The organism is Paenibacillus sp. BGI2013, assembly GCF_002843485.1.
Classification (GTDB): Bacteria; Bacillota; Bacilli; order Paenibacillales; family Paenibacillaceae; genus Paenibacillus; species Paenibacillus amylolyticus.
In genome coordinates, this window is the sequence record NZ_PJFA01000011.1 from 39103 (window position 1) to 56421 (window position 17319).

The 17319-nt window shown below is 47.4% G+C and carries 12 protein-coding genes; 8 read left to right on the forward strand and 4 right to left on the reverse strand.

The features are described from left to right. Window positions 1–147: 147 nt before the first annotated feature. The 6 genes from CXK86_RS23265 to CXK86_RS23285 all read left to right on the forward strand — a co-directional run bounded on the left by CXK86_RS23265 (window position 148) and on the right by CXK86_RS23285 (window position 11913). Window positions 148–567: a hypothetical protein gene (locus CXK86_RS23265; protein ID WP_101314605.1), complete on the forward strand. Its 420-nt coding sequence runs from the start codon at window positions 148–150 to the stop codon at window positions 565–567. 24 nt (window positions 568–591) lie between these two features. After that, window positions 592–5562, forward strand: a complete 4971-nt coding sequence (locus CXK86_RS23270) for a DUF4132 domain-containing protein (protein ID WP_101314606.1) — start codon at window positions 592–594, stop codon at window positions 5560–5562. Between the two features lie 662 nt (window positions 5563–6224). Continuing rightward, complete coding sequence (locus CXK86_RS23275) at window positions 6225–8936, forward strand: beta-glucosidase (RefSeq protein WP_101314607.1); 2712 nt, start codon at window positions 6225–6227, stop codon at window positions 8934–8936. A 142-nt stretch (window positions 8937–9078) separates the two neighbouring features. Further along, window positions 9079–10650, forward strand: coding sequence for a glycoside hydrolase family 30 protein (locus CXK86_RS23280; RefSeq protein WP_101314608.1), 1572 nt, complete (start codon window positions 9079–9081; stop codon window positions 10648–10650). A 154-nt stretch (window positions 10651–10804) separates the two neighbouring features. Beyond that, window positions 10805–10930: a hypothetical protein gene (locus tag CXK86_RS32755; RefSeq protein ID WP_257468092.1), complete on the forward strand. Its 126-nt coding sequence runs from the start codon at window positions 10805–10807 to the stop codon at window positions 10928–10930. Then, a complete protein-coding gene (locus CXK86_RS23285; RefSeq protein ID WP_036606168.1) occupies window positions 10927–11913 on the forward strand; it encodes a WXG100 family type VII secretion target in 987 nt (328 codons plus the stop codon). The genes CXK86_RS32755 and CXK86_RS23285 overlap by 4 nt, the downstream gene beginning before the upstream one ends. A 264-nt stretch (window positions 11914–12177) precedes the next feature. On the opposite strand, the gene CXK86_RS23290 is transcribed toward CXK86_RS23285, so the two are convergent. The 4 genes from CXK86_RS23290 to CXK86_RS23305 all read right to left on the reverse strand — a co-directional run bounded on the left by CXK86_RS23290 (window position 12178) and on the right by CXK86_RS23305 (window position 15111). Continuing rightward, the gene (locus CXK86_RS23290) at window positions 12178–12966 is read right to left on the reverse strand and encodes a formate/nitrite transporter family protein (RefSeq protein WP_036606169.1); all 789 of its coding nucleotides are present in this window, start codon (window positions 12964–12966) and stop codon (window positions 12178–12180) included. A gap of 75 nt (window positions 12967–13041) precedes the next feature. Continuing rightward, on the reverse strand, window positions 13042–13395 hold the full coding sequence (locus CXK86_RS23295; protein ID WP_144029830.1) for a hydrogenase expression/formation protein: 354 nt from the start codon (window positions 13393–13395) through the stop codon (window positions 13042–13044). Between the two features lie 113 nt (window positions 13396–13508). Then, complete coding sequence (locus CXK86_RS23300) at window positions 13509–13727, reverse strand: bacteriocin immunity protein (RefSeq protein ID WP_101314610.1); 219 nt, start codon at window positions 13725–13727, stop codon at window positions 13509–13511. Window positions 13728–14121: 394 nt separating this feature from the next. Next, a complete protein-coding gene (locus CXK86_RS23305; RefSeq protein WP_101314611.1) occupies window positions 14122–15111 on the reverse strand; it encodes a quinone oxidoreductase family protein in 990 nt (329 codons plus the stop codon). Between the two features lie 181 nt (window positions 15112–15292). Between CXK86_RS23305 and CXK86_RS23310 the strand changes: the two genes are divergently transcribed. Together CXK86_RS23310 and CXK86_RS23315 are read left to right on the forward strand one after the other, a co-directional pair. After that, window positions 15293–16153: a LysR family transcriptional regulator gene (locus CXK86_RS23310; RefSeq protein WP_101314612.1), complete on the forward strand. Its 861-nt coding sequence runs from the start codon at window positions 15293–15295 to the stop codon at window positions 16151–16153. A gap of 53 nt (window positions 16154–16206) precedes the next feature. Beyond that, window positions 16207–17307, forward strand: coding sequence for a threonine aldolase family protein (locus CXK86_RS23315; RefSeq protein WP_101314613.1), 1101 nt, complete (start codon window positions 16207–16209; stop codon window positions 17305–17307). Window positions 17308–17319 lie beyond the last annotated feature (12 nt).

Below are 17319 nucleotides of genomic sequence, written 5' to 3' on the forward strand. Positions count from 1 at the left end.
ATGTTCATTAGGGGTACATATGTACGTATTTTATATTTTATTTAGAGACAGATAATCATTTCGAGTTTAGGTTATTCCGCATCGTGGTATAGATATCGGGGCTTATGGAAGCTTCTTCAAATAGAGCAGGACAAGGGAGGGAATGCGGTGAACGTATGGATAACGGTAAAAAGTCTGGGCAAGCGCAAGCCGGTACTTGCCAAGCAAGCTGCCGAACTTCCGGAAACAACTCATACGTTAAGGCAGCTCATTGAGAACATGGTGGCTGTACAAGTAAAAGCGCTTCAGGACAAGAAACAACAGGCAGAATTGTTCGCCTACCTGATGCCGGATGATATTGACGCGCAAGGAGCGGTGGGGAAAGTCGGGTTTGGCGCAGTATACAATGAGGGTGTTCCTGATCTGGAAGTTGCGATGGAGACAGCTATAACCGCATATGAGGATGGGTTGTACAAAGTGTTTCTCAACGATGAAGAATTGCAGGAACTGGATGAGTCACTTGTTGTAAAAGACGGAGATAACGTGGTGTTTATTCGTTTTACAATGCTAGCCGGACGTCTGTGGTAGAGAACGATGAAGGAGGAGAACAGGATGAATCAGGAAGAGCAAGTACAGGTGTATATGGATGGATTGCAGGAAAGAGCCAAGTCGTTAACAGGGGTACAGCTTGAGCTGGCAGGCTATGTTGTGGAGATCGCCGGGTCTACGTATTTACGTGGAGACGAAAAGATGTTTTTGAATACTGATAAGTTGCTTGGAAGGTTGGCTGCAGAAACGCAGAAACCATTATTCGAGCCACTACTGGATGTGCTCCAGCATCTGGCGAGCGAGTCATTGGTTGCACGATTCCGTTATATCGCAGAGCGTGCGACTCGTTTCCCATACAGTAACAACTATGAACGCCGCCCTTTCCGCACATCCGATCCGGAGCAGCATGTAGAACAAGTCATCCGTAAACTGATGGGATTGTTCCGTATGGAAATGAAAAATTTCTCGCTGGAAGAATATGTGTCACTTCGTGAGTACAAGCTGGATTATTTGCATGAGATCCGTTGGGTCCTGGCGGATTGTATCGCTTATGAACTGGATCATCAGGGCGGAGATATGAAGCAGGCGCTGCATGATATTATCTATGGTGACAATCAGACGGCGCTGTTAACCCATGAAATGATCAAAGGTATATTCATGAGCGATCAGGCGGATGCCTATCAGATGGTGGGTGAGCTGCTCGTTGCAGCAAGGTTGCAAGAAGGGCTGCGCCAAAGCATTGTGGAGCGGATGGATGAAGGGACACTGGAAGCCTATATTTACATATTAAAAATCATTATCGACAACAACCTGATTCGTTTCAGTTCCGTGGTAAGAGCGCTTGCCGTATGGACGGGGATCGGTATAGAAGCAGCCAACCAACGTGTTGCGGCACAGTTGATTGAACAGGCCTATCAGGCGCTTGTGCAACCAGAAGTACGCGAGGCCTGGCAGCAGGAAGCTAACGCCAACAAACTCTTTATCAGTCTTTGGGCGACAGCGGTCATTGAAGAGAATGAATTGAAGAGCAAGATAATCGAGATTATGGATCAAGGTCAGTTATATCAGAAGATTGTTGCTCAATATGTACTGGCTAACAGCCAGAACAGGGAGCTTCGTTTGGACATTGCACGTCGTTATCTGGAGGCGCAGGATACCGAGTTGATGCACTGGATTGTGACCAACTATGATGCGATGTATATGTACAACTGGAGTTTCGAGAATGGAGAGAATCAGCGTAGCGTCTACGTGTGGCCATTGCCTGCTCTTGGAGATAAGGGCTTGCGGCGTCAGGACTTTGATCGGTTCAAACAGATGCTGGCTGCCATTCCAAAAGGAGGGTCAGGTGGACCATCGGGTGTACTTGAGTATGTTCACTACCGGATTGGTACGGATGATGTAGTCAAGAAAATGTTATATTTGGCCGCTTATGATATGGACCCGGAATGGATCGGGGAGGTCATCGCAATCAAGGACCGTTTAAGCCCGGAACTGCGCGGAGAACTGTTGTCCCAGTTTGTTCAGCATCCCGATAATGAGGTGCAAAGACAGTTTGTGTTTGAGAGTTTGTCTGATAAAAGCATCAGTAATCGGGAGAGTGCACTCGCCAAAGCGAAGCTGCTCACGTTGACGGTTGATGAGATGAAACAGATGGAGGCGTTGATGAAGCTCAAAACAGGCTCACTTCGTCAGAAGGTCATTCATGTATTGTTACTGCAACCCGTGGACCAATTGGCGATCTCGCTGAAGCGACTTTTGCAGGCCAAGAGTGAACTGCAGCGCTTGGGTGCGCTAGAATTATTGACCGAGATTGCGGCAGATCCAGAGCGGATAGATCAGCAGGAGCAATTGCAGCCATTGGCGCAGCTGATTGAGACACCCACTGCCAAGGAACAGAAACTACTGGATAAACTGACTGATCAGGGGAGTCGTTACACAGTTTCTAATGGATTTGGTTTATTTGATTCGAAGCGACGTGAGCCATTGCTGGATGAGAAGCGTGATCTCAAGGGCCATAATCCGAAGGATATCTTTACACTCTCTCTGGATAAGACCAGACCATTTCTGGAGGGACTTAGTGAATTAGTGCATGAACACAGGGATTATGAGTATCAAGTGGAATACTACGCTGGCTATAAAGACACATTGTTAGTCGGAGCGAGTCTTCGCTCCAAGGTTCCATATGGAGAGCGGAATGAAATGAAGCAGATGGAACAGTTCCCACTTCATGACGTATGGGAGAACTATATTCAACATGCCGGGTTCAGCAGTGTGGAACTGATGCAGCTATACATGGCTATACAGCTCCGGGAGTTCAATGGCAATTTGAGCGACCATTACAGCTATTTCCGTGAGCAGTATGACTATGACGAATTGCAGAAGATTCCGTTATTGGAAGGCTGGCGCAAGTCGTTTGCCGAACGGATCTATCCTCTGGATGACATCGAAAAGCTGCAGCAGATGCTGGATTCGTTAACGTATAAGGATCAGGTAGTGGCACTGATATCGGCGGCATTTCAGGATAGCGATCCGATCGACACGTTTGAAATAGCTGAGAAAACCTGGGCCTCCATCATCGCAAGTATGCCTGCTGATCGACTCGAAAAAGAGTCAGGCATGCTTCATATTCTGACTGGACCTTGGAATTATGTAGTTCGTGGCAAAATCCATGACGATAACAGCTTCAAACGTTTCTTCCAGACAGCTTACCAGTTCACCAGTCTTGTAGAGAGTAGTCAACCGCTGTCTTTACTGTCACTTGAAGATTTCCTGCGTGCGTACCAGTTGAACCTGATTGATGATCAAGAGATATATCGACAGGTGCTGGTCGGTGAGAATCGTCTGTTGTTTATTCGGGACTTAACATCCACTCGTACAGAAATGATCGCGAGTGATCCGAAGCTTGTTCAATTGCGAGATGCGGTGGTCGATCGCATTCTGGAGATTGAGCTGACCCGGGGAGAACTCTCTACAGAAGTAAGCACACTTGCCATGAAACTGGATCGAATTGAAGGCATGGAACACTGGGTACATCTGGTCTCGGCGATGGATCAGGATACATTTGTCCGTGGATATATCTATAGTTATGGAGACAACACAACACGTAAAGAGACGTTTAGCTATTTAATTCAGAATTGTCATCCACGGGATGGAGAAGATGATAAGCGTCTTGGGGAGTTGCTCCATAAGTATCCGGTGAATGAGAAAAAATTGCTGGAAGCAGCCATGTACGCCCCGCAGTGGATGGAGATTGTAGCGAAACATCTGGGATGGGAAGGTCTACGCAGTGCAGCCTGGTACTTCCATGCCCATATTAATGAACGCTTTACTGCCGAGAAAGAAACCATCGTGGCCCACTATTCTCCAATCTCACCACAGGACTTTAATGAAGGTGCGTTTGATATCGCTTGGTTTGAAGAAGCCTATGCTGCTGTCGGGGAGGAACGGTTCAATCTGTTATACGATTGTGCCAAGTACATTTCCGGGGGATCTAACCACCGCAGATCCCAATTGTTCGCAGATGCTGCACTGGGCAAGCTTCGATTGGACGATATGCGTGAGTCCGTGTCAGACAAGCGAAACAAGGATCATTTGTTAACCTACAGTTTGATTCCATTCGCTGTAAATCGCGAACAGGATCTGCGTGAGCGATACGACTTCATTCAAAAGTTCCTGATGCAGAGCAAACAATTCGGTGCACAACGCCGTGCCAGTGAAGGTGTGGCATCGCAGATTGCACTGGGCAATCTTGCTCGTAATGCAGGTTATGCCGATGTTACGCGGCTGATGTGGGACATGGAAGCACGTAAGTTGGATGAGATGAAATCCTTCTTTGAACCTCATGCATTGGATGCTGACACGACGGCACAATTGGTCATTGATGAGGAAGGCCAACCCGAGATGGTTATCGTTAGCAAAAGCAAGACACTCAAATCTGTACCTGCCCGGTTCAAAAAAGATGGATATATCGCTGAACTGAAAGAGCTGAAATCGGATCTGGTGGATCAGTATCGCCGGGCACGGCAGGAGCTGGAACGTTCGATGATTGCTGGAACGTCATTTACACGTGAGGAAATTGCCAGTCTGATGCAAAATCCGGTTATACAACCGCTGGTAAGAACACTTGTCTTCCAGTCAGGTGACAAGACTGGAAGATTCGATGTATCGTCCAGTGATTTGGTTGCTCCAGGGCCGGAGGGTACGATCCAGGCACTATCGGAACAGGATCAACTGTTGATTGCTCATCCGCTTCATCTGTATCAGAGCGGAAGCTGGAGTGAATTCCAGCGGGATCTGTTCACCCGTCAGGAGCGTCAGCCGTTCAAGCAGGTATTCCGTGAGCTATATCTTCCTAACGAGGACGAATTGGCTAATGGTACGGTGTCTCGCCGATATGCCGGGTATCAGATTCAACCGAAAAAAGCAGTAGCTCTGCTTAAAGGACGCCAATGGACTGTCAGTTATGAAGAAGGTCTGCAGAAGGTAAGTTATGAGCATAATCTGATTGCGAATCTCTATGCTATGGCAGATTGGTTCTCACCAGCAGATACCGAGGCACCTACCTTGGAGACGGTGCAGTTCTACGATCGCAAGAGCTACAAACCTGTAGCGCTGCAAGATGTGCCGATGACGTTCTTCTCCGAAGTTATGCGTGATATCGATCTGGTGGTCAGCGTTGCACATGTGGGAGGCGTAGATCCGGAAGCTAGCCTGACAACAATCGAGATGCGCCACGTCATTGTGAACGAATCGTTGCGTCTGCTGAAGATCGACAATGTACGTTTGGACGGGAATTACGCACGAATTGATGGTGAATTAGGTGAGTATGCTGTTCATCTGGGGAGTGGTAATGTGTTCAAACAAGCCACAGGTGCACTTCATATCGTACCGGTGCACAGTCAGCATCGGGGTCGAATCTTCCTGCCATTCCTCGATGAAGATCCGAGAACAGCTGAGATTCTGTCCAAGGTGATGTTGCTCGCCGAGGATAAAAAGATCAAGGACCCGCAGATTCTTGCGCAGTTACAGAACTAGAAGTGAATGAACTAGGATTGAACCGCCCCGTGGGGCGGTTTTTTTATTTGTTACTCCGATTTCAATGTAACTTCGAATCTCAATATAACGAGTGTAGAACAAGAATCATGGATGGAAAGTGAACAATATGGAGCAATTCCAACATAAAGGCAGCTGAAGAACCTGTTAAAAGGGACCTCAGCTACTTTTATATTTTTGGATATTTCAATGGACCGGATTGGTTCCGTTTACAAATAGACTTAGGACCCAGGGTGTGTCGATATATTCCTTAATCTGATAATTAATTGCATTAATTGGTTGATCGGGAGTGGGTCGAACCGACTGTTTTTAAAAGTAAAGAATTTGTTCGAAAGTAGTTACGGAAATGTAAATAATTCGTTTTCTTGTTTTGTTATCTGAATTGTTAACATGGTGATTCCAAAGAACTAGGCTTGTTCTAATCAGTCATTTACCAAATTTAAGGGGATGTAATTCATGATCATGTCGGCTATCGTTAGGAAGCGAAATCTGCTGACTTGCTTGCAGGCTGCAGTTTCAGAAGCCATGTGCAGGACGACCTGAATGCTTGAAAGACTGGGATCAAGCCAGTTCGCATTCCCTTGTATACATGTATTCAATATGTGCACAAGAAAAATGATCAAGAGAGAAGGAGAACTTACAACATGAACAGAAGACTCAATCTGATTTTCCTCAAACGATGGTTTATGTTATTAATCATCGTGGCGGTTGCGGCTATGCCGCTGCACGCCTTCGCCGCGGAGGCGGAATCTGGGGCCAATCGGCCTTGGATGAACAAATCTCTATCAGCGGAAGAACGCACCGAGCTGCTGCTCAAGGAGATGACGCTGGAGGAGAAAGTTGGATTCGTAACCGGTAAAGTAAATAACTATTATGGTTTCTATAATGATGGATTGGAGCGCCTCGGCATTCCGGCATTACAGATGGCAGATGGACCCGCAGGAGTACGTGTGGCTAACCCGGATGTGCAGGACAAAAAGTCCACGGCATTGCCTGCACCCATCGCACTTGCCGCTTCCTGGGACACCAATCTGGCCAAGAAATATGGCGATCTGATCGGTAAGGAAGCACATGATACAACACATAATGTAGTGCTCGGCCCTGGGCTGGATATTGCACGTACACCATGGGGTTCCCGGAACTTCGAATCTCTCGGGGAAGATCCGCTACTGGCTTCCGGCATGGGTGCAGCATATGTGAACGGGATTCAAAGCAATCCGGTAATCGCTACTGCGAAGCACTATATCCTGAACAACCAGGAGACGGAACGTTTCACGACCAATGCAATAGCCAGTGAACGTGCGATTCAGGAAGTCTATGCACGTCCGTTCCAGGCGATGGTCGAAAAAGCGGATCTTGGTTCAGCGATGTGTTCATTTAACCAGGTGAACGGTACATATGCTTGTGAGAACAAGGAGATGCTGACCAATGTCCTTCGGGATCAGTTTGGCTTCGAAGGTTTTGTCATGAGTGACTACGGTGCAAACTTCAGCACAGCCAAATCCGCCAATGCGGGTCTGGATCTGGAGACACCGGGAGAGCCTTACGGCAAATGGGGAGACAAATTGCTGGAAGCCGTGAACAATGGCGAAGTCAGCGAGCAAACCGTTGATGAGAAGGTTAGACGCATTTTGCTTCAAATGTTCGATAAAGGACTGTTCGATAACCCTGTAACGAATACACAAATCAATGCCAAGAAAGACGGCAAACAGGCACGTAAAATTGCAGAAGAGAGCATGGTTCTTTTGCAAAACAACGATAATGTGCTGCCGCTGTCCAAGAAAAACGTGAAATCCATCGCTGTCATCGGTCCGGATGCAGATAACGCATCGGCTGCTGGTGGAGGTAGCAGTCTGGTTAATCCGACGTATACCGTAAGTCCACTTCAAGGCATTCGTAACCGTGCCGGTAACGGTGTGGATGTAAAATATGCTGCCGGAACCGATCCTATCTCCGCAGGAGATGCATTTAATGGACCATCCGCCGTACCTTCTACTCTTTTATCACCAGCGGATGCTCAGGAAAGTGAAAGAGACTATGGTACAGATCGTGCGGAATACGGTCTGCGTGCTGAATACTGGACGAATAAAGATATGGAGGGTAATCCTTCTTTGGTCCGTACAGATCATCAGGTCAACATGAATCTTGGATTCTACAACTATGAAGGTTTTAACGCACAGTCTTCCAAGCTTCCAGTGACACCTACGAAATTCAATGCCAAAATGTCTGCTCGTTGGACAGGGGCGATCACAGCACCTCAAACGGGTGAATATAAACTGTCCCTGACCAGTCTAGGTTCTGCGAAACTGTATGTGGATGATAAATTACTCGTAGACAATCAAGGTGAAACATTGAGTACAACGAAGAAAGAAATCACATTCAAAGAAGGTGAGTCCCACAATATTCGAATTGAGTATCGTACGGATTTCCCGGTACAGACTAATCATGATATGGGTGCACAGGTTCGTTTTGGCTGGGAAGCTCCAGACGACGCTGTGGATATTAAAATGCAAAAAGCAGTTGAGCTGGCGAAAAAATCCGATGTTGCCGTCGTGGTAACTCGTACGTATGACAGTGAAGGTTACGTCGACCGTTCCGACCTGGAGTTGCCGAATAACCAGGAGCAGCTGATCCGCAAGGTAGCAGCAGCCAACCCCAAAACGATCGTGGTGCAAATGAGTGGTCGCGCTGTTGAAATGGATTCCTGGCAAAAAGAAGTGCCATCCATCGTTCAGGCTTGGTATGCAGGTCAGGAACAAGGTAATGCGTTGGCACGTGTGCTGTTTGGTGATGTGAATCCATCCGGTAAGTTGCCGGTGACGTTCCCATCAGATGATTCCCAGACCCCGGTATCCACTGCGGAACAATTCCCGGGTGTGAACGGGGTGGGCAACTATTCCGAGGGTATTTTTGTAGGGTATAAAGGATATGACAAAGAAGGCATGACACCGGCGTTTGCTTTTGGACACGGACTGTCGTATACCGATTTTAATTATCGTAATCTGCATGTGAAAAACACAGGTAAAGGCGGTAAGGAAACTGTAGAAGTATCCCTGAATCTGCGCAATACCGGTAAAGTTGCCGGTGCAGAAGTTGTACAGGTCTATGTTGGCAATCTGCCAACTAAAGTTGAAACGCCAGAGAAGCAGCTTGCTGGTTGGGCGAAGATAGATCTGAAGGCAGGCAAGCAGCAGCGGGTCAACATTCAACTGGATCGCAGCGCATTGTCCTACTGGGATGAAACATCGCATGAATGGGTAATGCCTAAGGGTAAAGTCCAGGTGTATGTCGGCAGTGCATCGGATGATATCCGTCTAACAGGCAGTGTGAATATCGGAAGCAAGTCCGGTAAATAAAAGTGCAATAAGGGAGATTGGAAGGTTGTTCTCCCAGTGAAGTTATTTCGTTAAATGCAGTTTTTTCTACTTCATATAGATTAGGAAAATGAGTCGTGGCCTAGTGGCCGCGGCTTTTTCCACAATGGAAGGAGAGTGAAGCATGATAAACATAGGTTGGCGAGAATATCTCAAACGATGGATGATCCTGTTGATCGCTGCTGTTTGTTTTGTCGGTGTAGGAATCTGGCTTATCTTCAACCGAAGTGAACAACCCGCTCCGCCACCGGTTGTGGACAAACAGAGAACGGCCGAAGTCTGGTTAACCACGGGAGATCAGCAAAATCTGCTTGCACGACAGAAGCCCATTCCAATTACCGATCACCATGATGCAGACACAAGTTCTTCAGTTTCTTCAACGCAGGGGCCAGACATTTCTTCGTCGGCGTTCACCATACAGATTGACCCGGACAAGACGTATCAGACCATGGATGGTTTTGGCGCAGCGATGACGGGTTCATCGGCACATCTGATTAACGAGCTGCCAGAGGAACAACAAGAGCAACTGCTGAAGGAACTGTTTACAACAGAAGGGCTGAACATGGATATGGTGCGTCATACGATTGGTGCCTCCGATTATTCGGTAGATGAAACAGGTGTGGCTTCGAGTTATACCTATGATGATATCGAGTCCGGCACGGATTATGATATGGAACACTTTTCAATCGAAAAGGATCAGGAAGTCGTGAATATGCTGGAGCGTGTAGCTGGTTTGAAACCGGATCTTAACGTACTGGGCACACCGTGGACGGCCCCGGGCTGGATGAAGTATGGGGAGAAGACCACTAACGGTTGGTATCTGGATTACAACGATCCTCAGGTGTACGAAGCGTACGCAAGATATTTTGTGAAATATATCAAAGCTTATCAGACAAAGGGCATTCCCATCTACGGGATCACGTTGCAAAATGAACCGGAGTTCACCTCGGACAAATATCCGAGTATGAGTATGGGAGCTGAAGAACAAGCGATGTTCATTCAGGATTATCTCGGCCCGGCTCTACAGGATGCGGGACTGGACACGCGAATCATCGCGTATGATCATAACTGGGATCAGGCGGTTGAATATACCGACAAGGTGCTTGGTGATGAGCAGGCTGCTGCTTATATCGATGGATCTGCTTTCCACTGTTATGCAGGTGATCCATCTGCCATGTCGGAAGTGCATGAGCGCTTCCCGGACAAAAATATTTATTTTACCGAATGTAGTGGTGGGGAGTGGAGTCCTGATTTTGGCGAGAATCTGAGCTGGCAGATGTCCAATCTCATTATTGGTGTACCTCGCAACTGGGCGAAAAATGTACTGCTCTGGAACATCGCACTCGATCTGCAAGGTGGACCCACGAACGGTGGCTGTGAGAACTGTCGTGGGGTTGTGACGATTGACCCCGACAGTGATGAAATCACTAGAAATGTGGAGTATTATGCGTTAGGCCACATCAGCCGTTATGTACGTCCAGGAGCTGTGAGAGTTGATTCCACGCAAGAACAGGGCAAGATCGAGAACGTAACCTTCCGCAATCCGGATGGAACGATGGTGCTCGTTGCAGCTAACACGGGTGAGGAAGAAGTTTCCTTTGATGTAGTCATAGATGGAGATTCGTTTCGATATATACTGCCTTCCCAATCGGCAGCAACCTTCCGTTGGAAGCCAAAAACGGAGGTAGAACGTTGACTCAAGATTGGAAATTATGGGTACAGATTGAATGATGGACATGGTAAAATAAACGTAGAGTTATTTCAAATTTGATGTATTAAACAAGTCCGATCCCAGGATCGGGCTTTTACATAACCTTTTACTTTTAATAGAAAAGGAGCATACGTCGGACATGTTAGTCGCTGCATATCGGGAACAGGATCATGACAAGTTGGTCGAGATCTGGGAGAGTGCTGTTCGGGCAACACATTGGTTAACCACGGGATATAATGACCACGAAGAGGAGTGTGCAGGATGACACAGATCAAGGTGACACCGGAACAACTGGAGACGGTCAGTGGGCAGTTCGCTCAGGCACATCAGCAATTATCGGGCTTCATGTCCACATTGGACGGCAAGATGAGTGTCATGCGCAGCAACTGGGATGGCATGGAGCGTGAGCGTTTTTATAACGATTATTCAACGGCTCAAGGCACGATGAAATCTGTTCTGGAACTGGTTCTGTCCATTCAGTCGGAGCTTAAGAAGATTGCCGAGCGTTTCCGCACGACAGATGAAGAGGCGGTGAGCCAGGCAATCATGACGGCGCTGACCGCAGCGCGGGCGCTATCAACCATGGGCAAAAATAAAGGCGATGATCTGGACAAAACGCCAGGTCCACCAAAGAACATGGATGAATGGGATGAGAAGGATGCCGAGAAATACCAGAACTATGAGGAAATGCTGAAGAAAGCCAAAGAGATGGGTGACGAAGAACTGGCGCAGCAGATTCAGGCCAGCATGAACATCATTCGGCTTCAGTATGAAGATGTAATCTATCAGACTGACCCCAATACTGGCAAGACGGTAAAAATAACCGAGGATTCCATCGTAGGTACGTATCAGGTGAAAAGCGACAAGGGCGAAACGACTACCATCAGTCTGGATAAACAGGGCAATGTGGTGGACTATAGCAAGGATACGGAAAAGTATAGGTATTCGGAGCAAACGCACACGACCAGTCAAGGCGAGCATCTCTTTGGCAAAGCAGCACAAACCGCTACAGCCTACGGGATTGGTCTGCTGCTCACAAGCAAGACGGGCTCTGCCTTTACAGAACATGCCACTGGACTTGGTTCTTCCTTCGTTGCGGACAAGTTCCTGTTCTCTGTGCCGGAAGAAGGCGAGACACGTACGATGATCTACCGTACCAATAAGGACACGGGCAAAATAGAGAATATGATCGTGGTCACGCGCGGCGACAACGATATTGAATATACTCCGTGGCGGGAGTACTTCTAAGCCACGGATGGGGTTGGCAAGCGGGCAACACACGGCAACCTGATTGCTGCCTGCTTGCCAACCCACTGCATGGAGCCATGTGATTGTGTATCACATGGCTATGCGTGTGGAGGGCAGGCGGCTTATCCGTGAGCCTGCCTATAGAGAGACACCCCGGCAACCTTTTCCCTGAGATGGAAAGGATGCCGGGGTGTTTTGGATTCTTCTTACCGATTCGCCACGGTCGAAGGACCGGGCCGGAAGGATGGATTTTTTTGCCAGAGATTAATGTGTCTCTTCATCCAGAAACGGTTTGTTCACCGCATAATACATAAAGCCCATCAGCAGCACACCACCCACCAGATTACCCAATGTCACGGGAACCAGGTTGTGAATCACACCTTCAATTGAGATCGTCCCCGGATGGTTCAGCACGAGTGCAATCGCGAACGTACACATATTGGCGATGCTGTGCTCGTATCCCGAGATGAAGAAGCAGAACACAAAGAGCATCATGGCAAACATTTTGGCTCCATTCTCCTTCATGAACATCGGGACAAAGAACGCCATACATACAAGCCAGTTACACAGAATTCCGCGGAAAAAGAGTTGCATGGTTGGAACTTCCATTTTGTGTTCTACCACGCTTAACAGAAAACCATTCACCTGAGACGAGTCGAACAATCCGGTCAGGTAGATTAACAGGGCAAACACAGCTGCGCCCATCAGGTTACCGCTATAACTCGCAATCCACAGCTTGATCACTTCGAACCAGCGCAGTTTCTTGCGCAACGCCGCATACGTGTAATAAAACGTATTGCCCGTGAACAGGTCACCCCCGCCATAGGCGATCAGAATGATGGCCGCGCCAAACGTAATTGCCGCCATCGGATAGGTAAACGGGGACTGCTCCATATAAAAGAAGTTACCTGTCTTAAACGCCACGATGACGCCGAATCCGATAAACATACTGGCCAGCATGGAGCGTGCGAGGTACCTGATTAAACTTTGTTTGTAAATCTTGTGTTTCTTCAGAGCTAGTTGTTCCACGTTGCGTAAAGCTTCCGTTTCCATAATTTTCCTCCAATAGCATGGTGTCTTGCTTACCATTATAACGAAATTATGGAAATTGGGGAGGGTAAACTTGGTTTATTGATTATTACTTCCTTGTTTCGATTGCAGTACCCGTATTGCAGAAGAGCCAAAATCAGGATCGGATTGAAGCGATTCTAACGCGGATGCTGCACCATTAACTTGTTGATGTGCAACAAGAATAGCAAAGGCCGCTCCTCTGACTAATATGTAGGCATTTCCCTCCAGAACTTCCTGAGCCAATTGGATCTCGGCTTCTGTGATGGGCAGTAGAGTGAGAGTTTGCAAGACGTAATTCTGTACATCCTCATCTTCTTCTGAGTCACGAACAAGTTGCGCGGCAGCATGAAGGATTTCGCCCAAAGAGCAGAGGAGCCCGCCATGCTTCGATACGGATGAGATCCTCTTCATGTGTATCCATGCCAATAGCGAGAACTTGCTGAGTCAGGTGATTATCGGTAGTTCGTATTATGATTCATATCAGACATGTCAGACATATCCTACCGTTCACCTCCTGAAGAATATTATGGCTTGGGCGGGAGAATGATGGGACGGGCAGCCAAGGCTTCTTCCACAATCTGTTCAGGTTTCAGGTCTCGATCATCCCAGAAAATCAGATTACTGATCTCCGCATGTGGAATCTGCTGCTGTAGCTCCGTTAACATGTCATCCAACTCGGCTTCCGTTCCTTCAGAGTCCATCAGTTTGCGAACCAATTCTACCAAATGTAATCTATTGTCCATATCGATACCTCCTGAATGATTCATAGTGTGAACAAACTAGTCATTTCATGGGTTGATTCAATGGATCATACGTAATGAGCGCCGGAAAAAAATTGGGCTCAAGCATCAGACTAATGCGTTGTTCGTCTTGATCAGTATAAGAAATGATATAGTTTCCGAAATGAGACTCGTAGATGAAGTCTTGGAATTGAAAGGAATGTTCGGGATACTTTATCTTTACATATAACGTAGTAACTCCTCGGGCTAAGGTTTCTTTTAACATAGGAATTTGGGCCACAATGATAATAGTAATAAGAACAATTAGTATACGTTTAGCGAGACGGGTCAGATGGATTCACCCCATTATCGTAAATCAATTTTCAACAATTCATGAAGGCCCATCTCAAAATAGATATCACTCCATAAGGATAGCCAGATTACCAAATTGCTCGCCTTTTTCCATACGTTCGAACGCTTTCGCTGCGTCCTGTAACGGATATACGCCATCAATTACAGGATGTATGTCATGTTGCTCCACGAATTGCAGCATCTGGATAAACTCCTCACGGCTGCCCATAGAGGTGCCGATCAGACTGATCTGCGGGAAGAAGATAGAGCGAATCGGTAGGGTCAGATCATCCCCCGAGCTTGCACCATACATCACGATACGTCCACCTGGTCTGATTATATCAAAATATTTTGGGAACATGGCTTGTCCGATGCTATCCAAGATGATGTCCACAGGTTCCAGATCGTTCTGCGTACTCCAATCGGCATGACTATCCAATGCATGGGTAGCACCCAAGCGCAGTGCCTCATTTCTTTTGGCTTCACTTCTGGAGGTGACGGTCACCGTGGCACCAGCCGCTACTGCCATGAGCAGGGCATAGGTTGCAACACCACCGCCAATACCGGGAATGAGCACATGTTCACCTTTCTTCAATACAACGCGAGTGAATAAGGCGCGATAGGCCGTCAGCGCTGAAAGGGGCAATACGCCTGCTTCCTCCCAGGATAGGTGGGCTGGCTTAGGCAGGGCATTTTCAGCAGGCAACGTTATATATTGAGCCAGTGTTCCATCCGTAGGGCCACCAACAATATTGGGTACGGTCGGCACTTCAGATGCATGTTCCCAACCGAGTGTAGGATGGATAATGACTTCATCTCCTATCGCGAACCCTCTTACGCTTTCGCCAATCGCTACGACAATACCTGCTCCATCGGAACCAGGAACGAGTGGGATGTCCTGAGGGCCGCGTCCTGCCATGATGAATAGATCCCGATGGTTGATTCCAGCGGATTTTAATTGAATCTGCACTTCCCCGGCTTCTGGTGCCCGAGAGATTGACTCTGTATATTGAAGACCTGCAAGGCTGCTCTGGGCCGAATGGACAATAGCTTTCATGTTCAATATTCCTCCTGTCTGTGTAGCTAGATTTCACTACTGAGCCTCATTGTACAGACGGAGCAGATTCACGTAAAATGAACAAAAATGATTGTCAGTATCATTAAAAATAATAGATAAGCACTTTGCATGAATCGGATGATGCAGAATGCTGATATAACGACGAGCAGGTGATCAGGGTATGGATGCAGGTGATTTGAAAATATTTCAGGCGGTTGCCCGCGAAGGTAGTATCAGTAAAGCTGCGCTCTCACTTAATTATGTGCAGTCCAATGTAACAGCACGGATTAAACAGTTGGAGACCCAACTGCAAGTACCGCTATTTCATCGTTCCAATCGGGGGATGTCGCTTACACCAGCAGGCGAGAACCTGCTTGGGTATGCGGATAGAATATTAGAATTATTATATGAAGCAGAGCAGGCCACGCAAGTGGGTAACCCACCAGCTGGCATGCTTCGTCTAGGTGCCATAGAGACAGCAGCTTCTACTTTTCTGACGCCGCTCTTGGCTGAATATACTTCATGCTACCCGGAAGTACAGCATTCGCTTGTCACGGGTGGGACCCATGAACTGAACCAGAAGGTCATCCAACATGAATTGCATGGAGCCTTAATATATGGCCCGATTGATCATCCTGAGCTGAATTATATGAAGATGTATGACGAGGAATTGGTGTTGATCGCTGAACCTGGAGTACATGAGATGTACACGTTATTGTCCAGGCCGATGTTGTTTTTTGAGATCGGATGCACTCATCGCACTCAGGCGGAATCCTTTTTGAACGATCAGGGTATCCACACGCTTAACATCATGGAATATGGAACACTGGACACGATTCTGAATGGTGTATCTGCCGGGCTCGGCGTATCATTGCTGCCACGTTCTTCGGTTACCAAAGCAGAATTAAGAGGTGAGATCGCGGTGATGTCTTTGCCTGATCCCTATTGTCGGTTGGAAGTAGGATTTGTGTATTCCCGTGGTGAACATATATCTAGTGCACTCAGCGCTTTGGTTGAGATTATTACAGAACCAGACCTATAAGAGGTTGTTCAAAAGTCCGTTTATGAACATGCACTATAAAGGAGTGAGTGATCTTGAAAGAAACTGCGTTAACGTTGGGTGATGCATTTAATCAGGCAGACTTTATTGTAGGTGGTCATGGCAGTCGCCAAGTGAAGGTACTTCAGAACGTACTGGACCAGATCGATGGCGAGGTGTTCAGTGACCACTACGGCAACGGCCCCCTTATTGAAGAATTTCAGCAACAGATGGCTGACGTTCTCGGCAAGGAATCGGCAGTGTTTTTCCCAAGTGGAACGATGGCACAGCAGATTGCATTACGGATCTGGTGTGATCGTAAAGGGATAAAGCGAGTAGCTTACCACCCTCTGTGTCATCTGGAAATCCATGAGGAAGACGGATTGAAAGAGTTACACCAGATTGAATCGATTTTGCTGGCGGACAAGGATCGTTTGATTCGTTTGCAAGATGTACAAGCGCTTGATCAGGACATTGCCTGTCTGCTGTTGGAACTTCCGCAACGCGAGATTGGTGGGCAATTACCGGCGTATGAAGAACTGGAAGCGATCTCGGCCTATTGCCGTGAACGCGGGATTAAGCTGCATCTGGACGGGGCACGCCTGTTTGAGATTACTCCCTATTATCAGAAAACGTCTGCGGAGATTTGCAGTTTGTTTGATACGGTGTATGTATCCTTTTATAAAGGCATTGGAGGTATTGCGGGGGCTATATTGGCGGGTGATCCGGATGTGATGCAAGAATCGAAAGTATGGAAACGTCGGCACGGCGGAGATCTGATCGGCCTGTATCCGTATATTCTGAGTTCTCAGTATTATTTCAATGAACGGATTGGCAAAATGGAGTTGTATTACGAGCAGGCTCAAGAACTAGCCTTCTTACTGAATGCGTGTCACGGAATACAAACCTTACCCGAGGTGCCGGTATCCAATATGTTCCATGTGCACTTTGCGCTCGCTGCTGCCGAAGTTGAACCAATTCTTGTGCAAATGGCTCAGCAGTATGGCATAGGAATGACTTCATATCTGAACAAAACAAGTGGGAACAGCTGTGCCTTTGAATTGTCTACGGGTGATCGTTATGAGAAAGTTCCTCAGGACAAGCTGCGTGCAGCACTGGAATGGCTGGATCAAGAGTTGCGTAAACAGGTGAGATAAGAAGTTGATTTT

Bases quoted from the DNA above. Each gene is read 5' to 3' on its own strand.
- CXK86_RS23270 (WP_101314606.1), top strand. From the start codon at position 592: ATGAATCAGGAAGAGCAAGTACAGGTGTATATGGATGGATTGCAGGAA.
- CXK86_RS23275 (WP_101314607.1), top strand. From the start codon at position 6,225: ATGAACAGAAGACTCAATCTGATTTTCCTCAAACGATGGTTTATGTTA.
- CXK86_RS23280 (WP_101314608.1), top strand. From the start codon at position 9,079: ATGATAAACATAGGTTGGCGAGAATATCTCAAACGATGGATGATCCTG.
- CXK86_RS32755 (WP_257468092.1), top strand. From the start codon at position 10,805: ATGTTAGTCGCTGCATATCGGGAACAGGATCATGACAAGTTGGTCGAG.
- CXK86_RS23285 (WP_036606168.1), top strand. From the start codon at position 10,927: ATGACACAGATCAAGGTGACACCGGAACAACTGGAGACGGTCAGTGGG.
- CXK86_RS23290 (WP_036606169.1), bottom strand. From the start codon at position 12,966: ATGGAAACGGAAGCTTTACGCAACGTGGAACAACTAGCTCTGAAGAAA.
- CXK86_RS23295 (WP_144029830.1), bottom strand. From the start codon at position 13,395: ATGAAGAGGATCTCATCCGTATCGAAGCATGGCGGGCTCCTCTGCTCT.
- CXK86_RS23300 (WP_101314610.1), bottom strand. From the start codon at position 13,727: ATGGACAATAGATTACATTTGGTAGAATTGGTTCGCAAACTGATGGAC.
- CXK86_RS23305 (WP_101314611.1), bottom strand. From the start codon at position 15,111: ATGAAAGCTATTGTCCATTCGGCCCAGAGCAGCCTTGCAGGTCTTCAA.
- CXK86_RS23310 (WP_101314612.1), top strand. From the start codon at position 15,293: ATGGATGCAGGTGATTTGAAAATATTTCAGGCGGTTGCCCGCGAAGGT.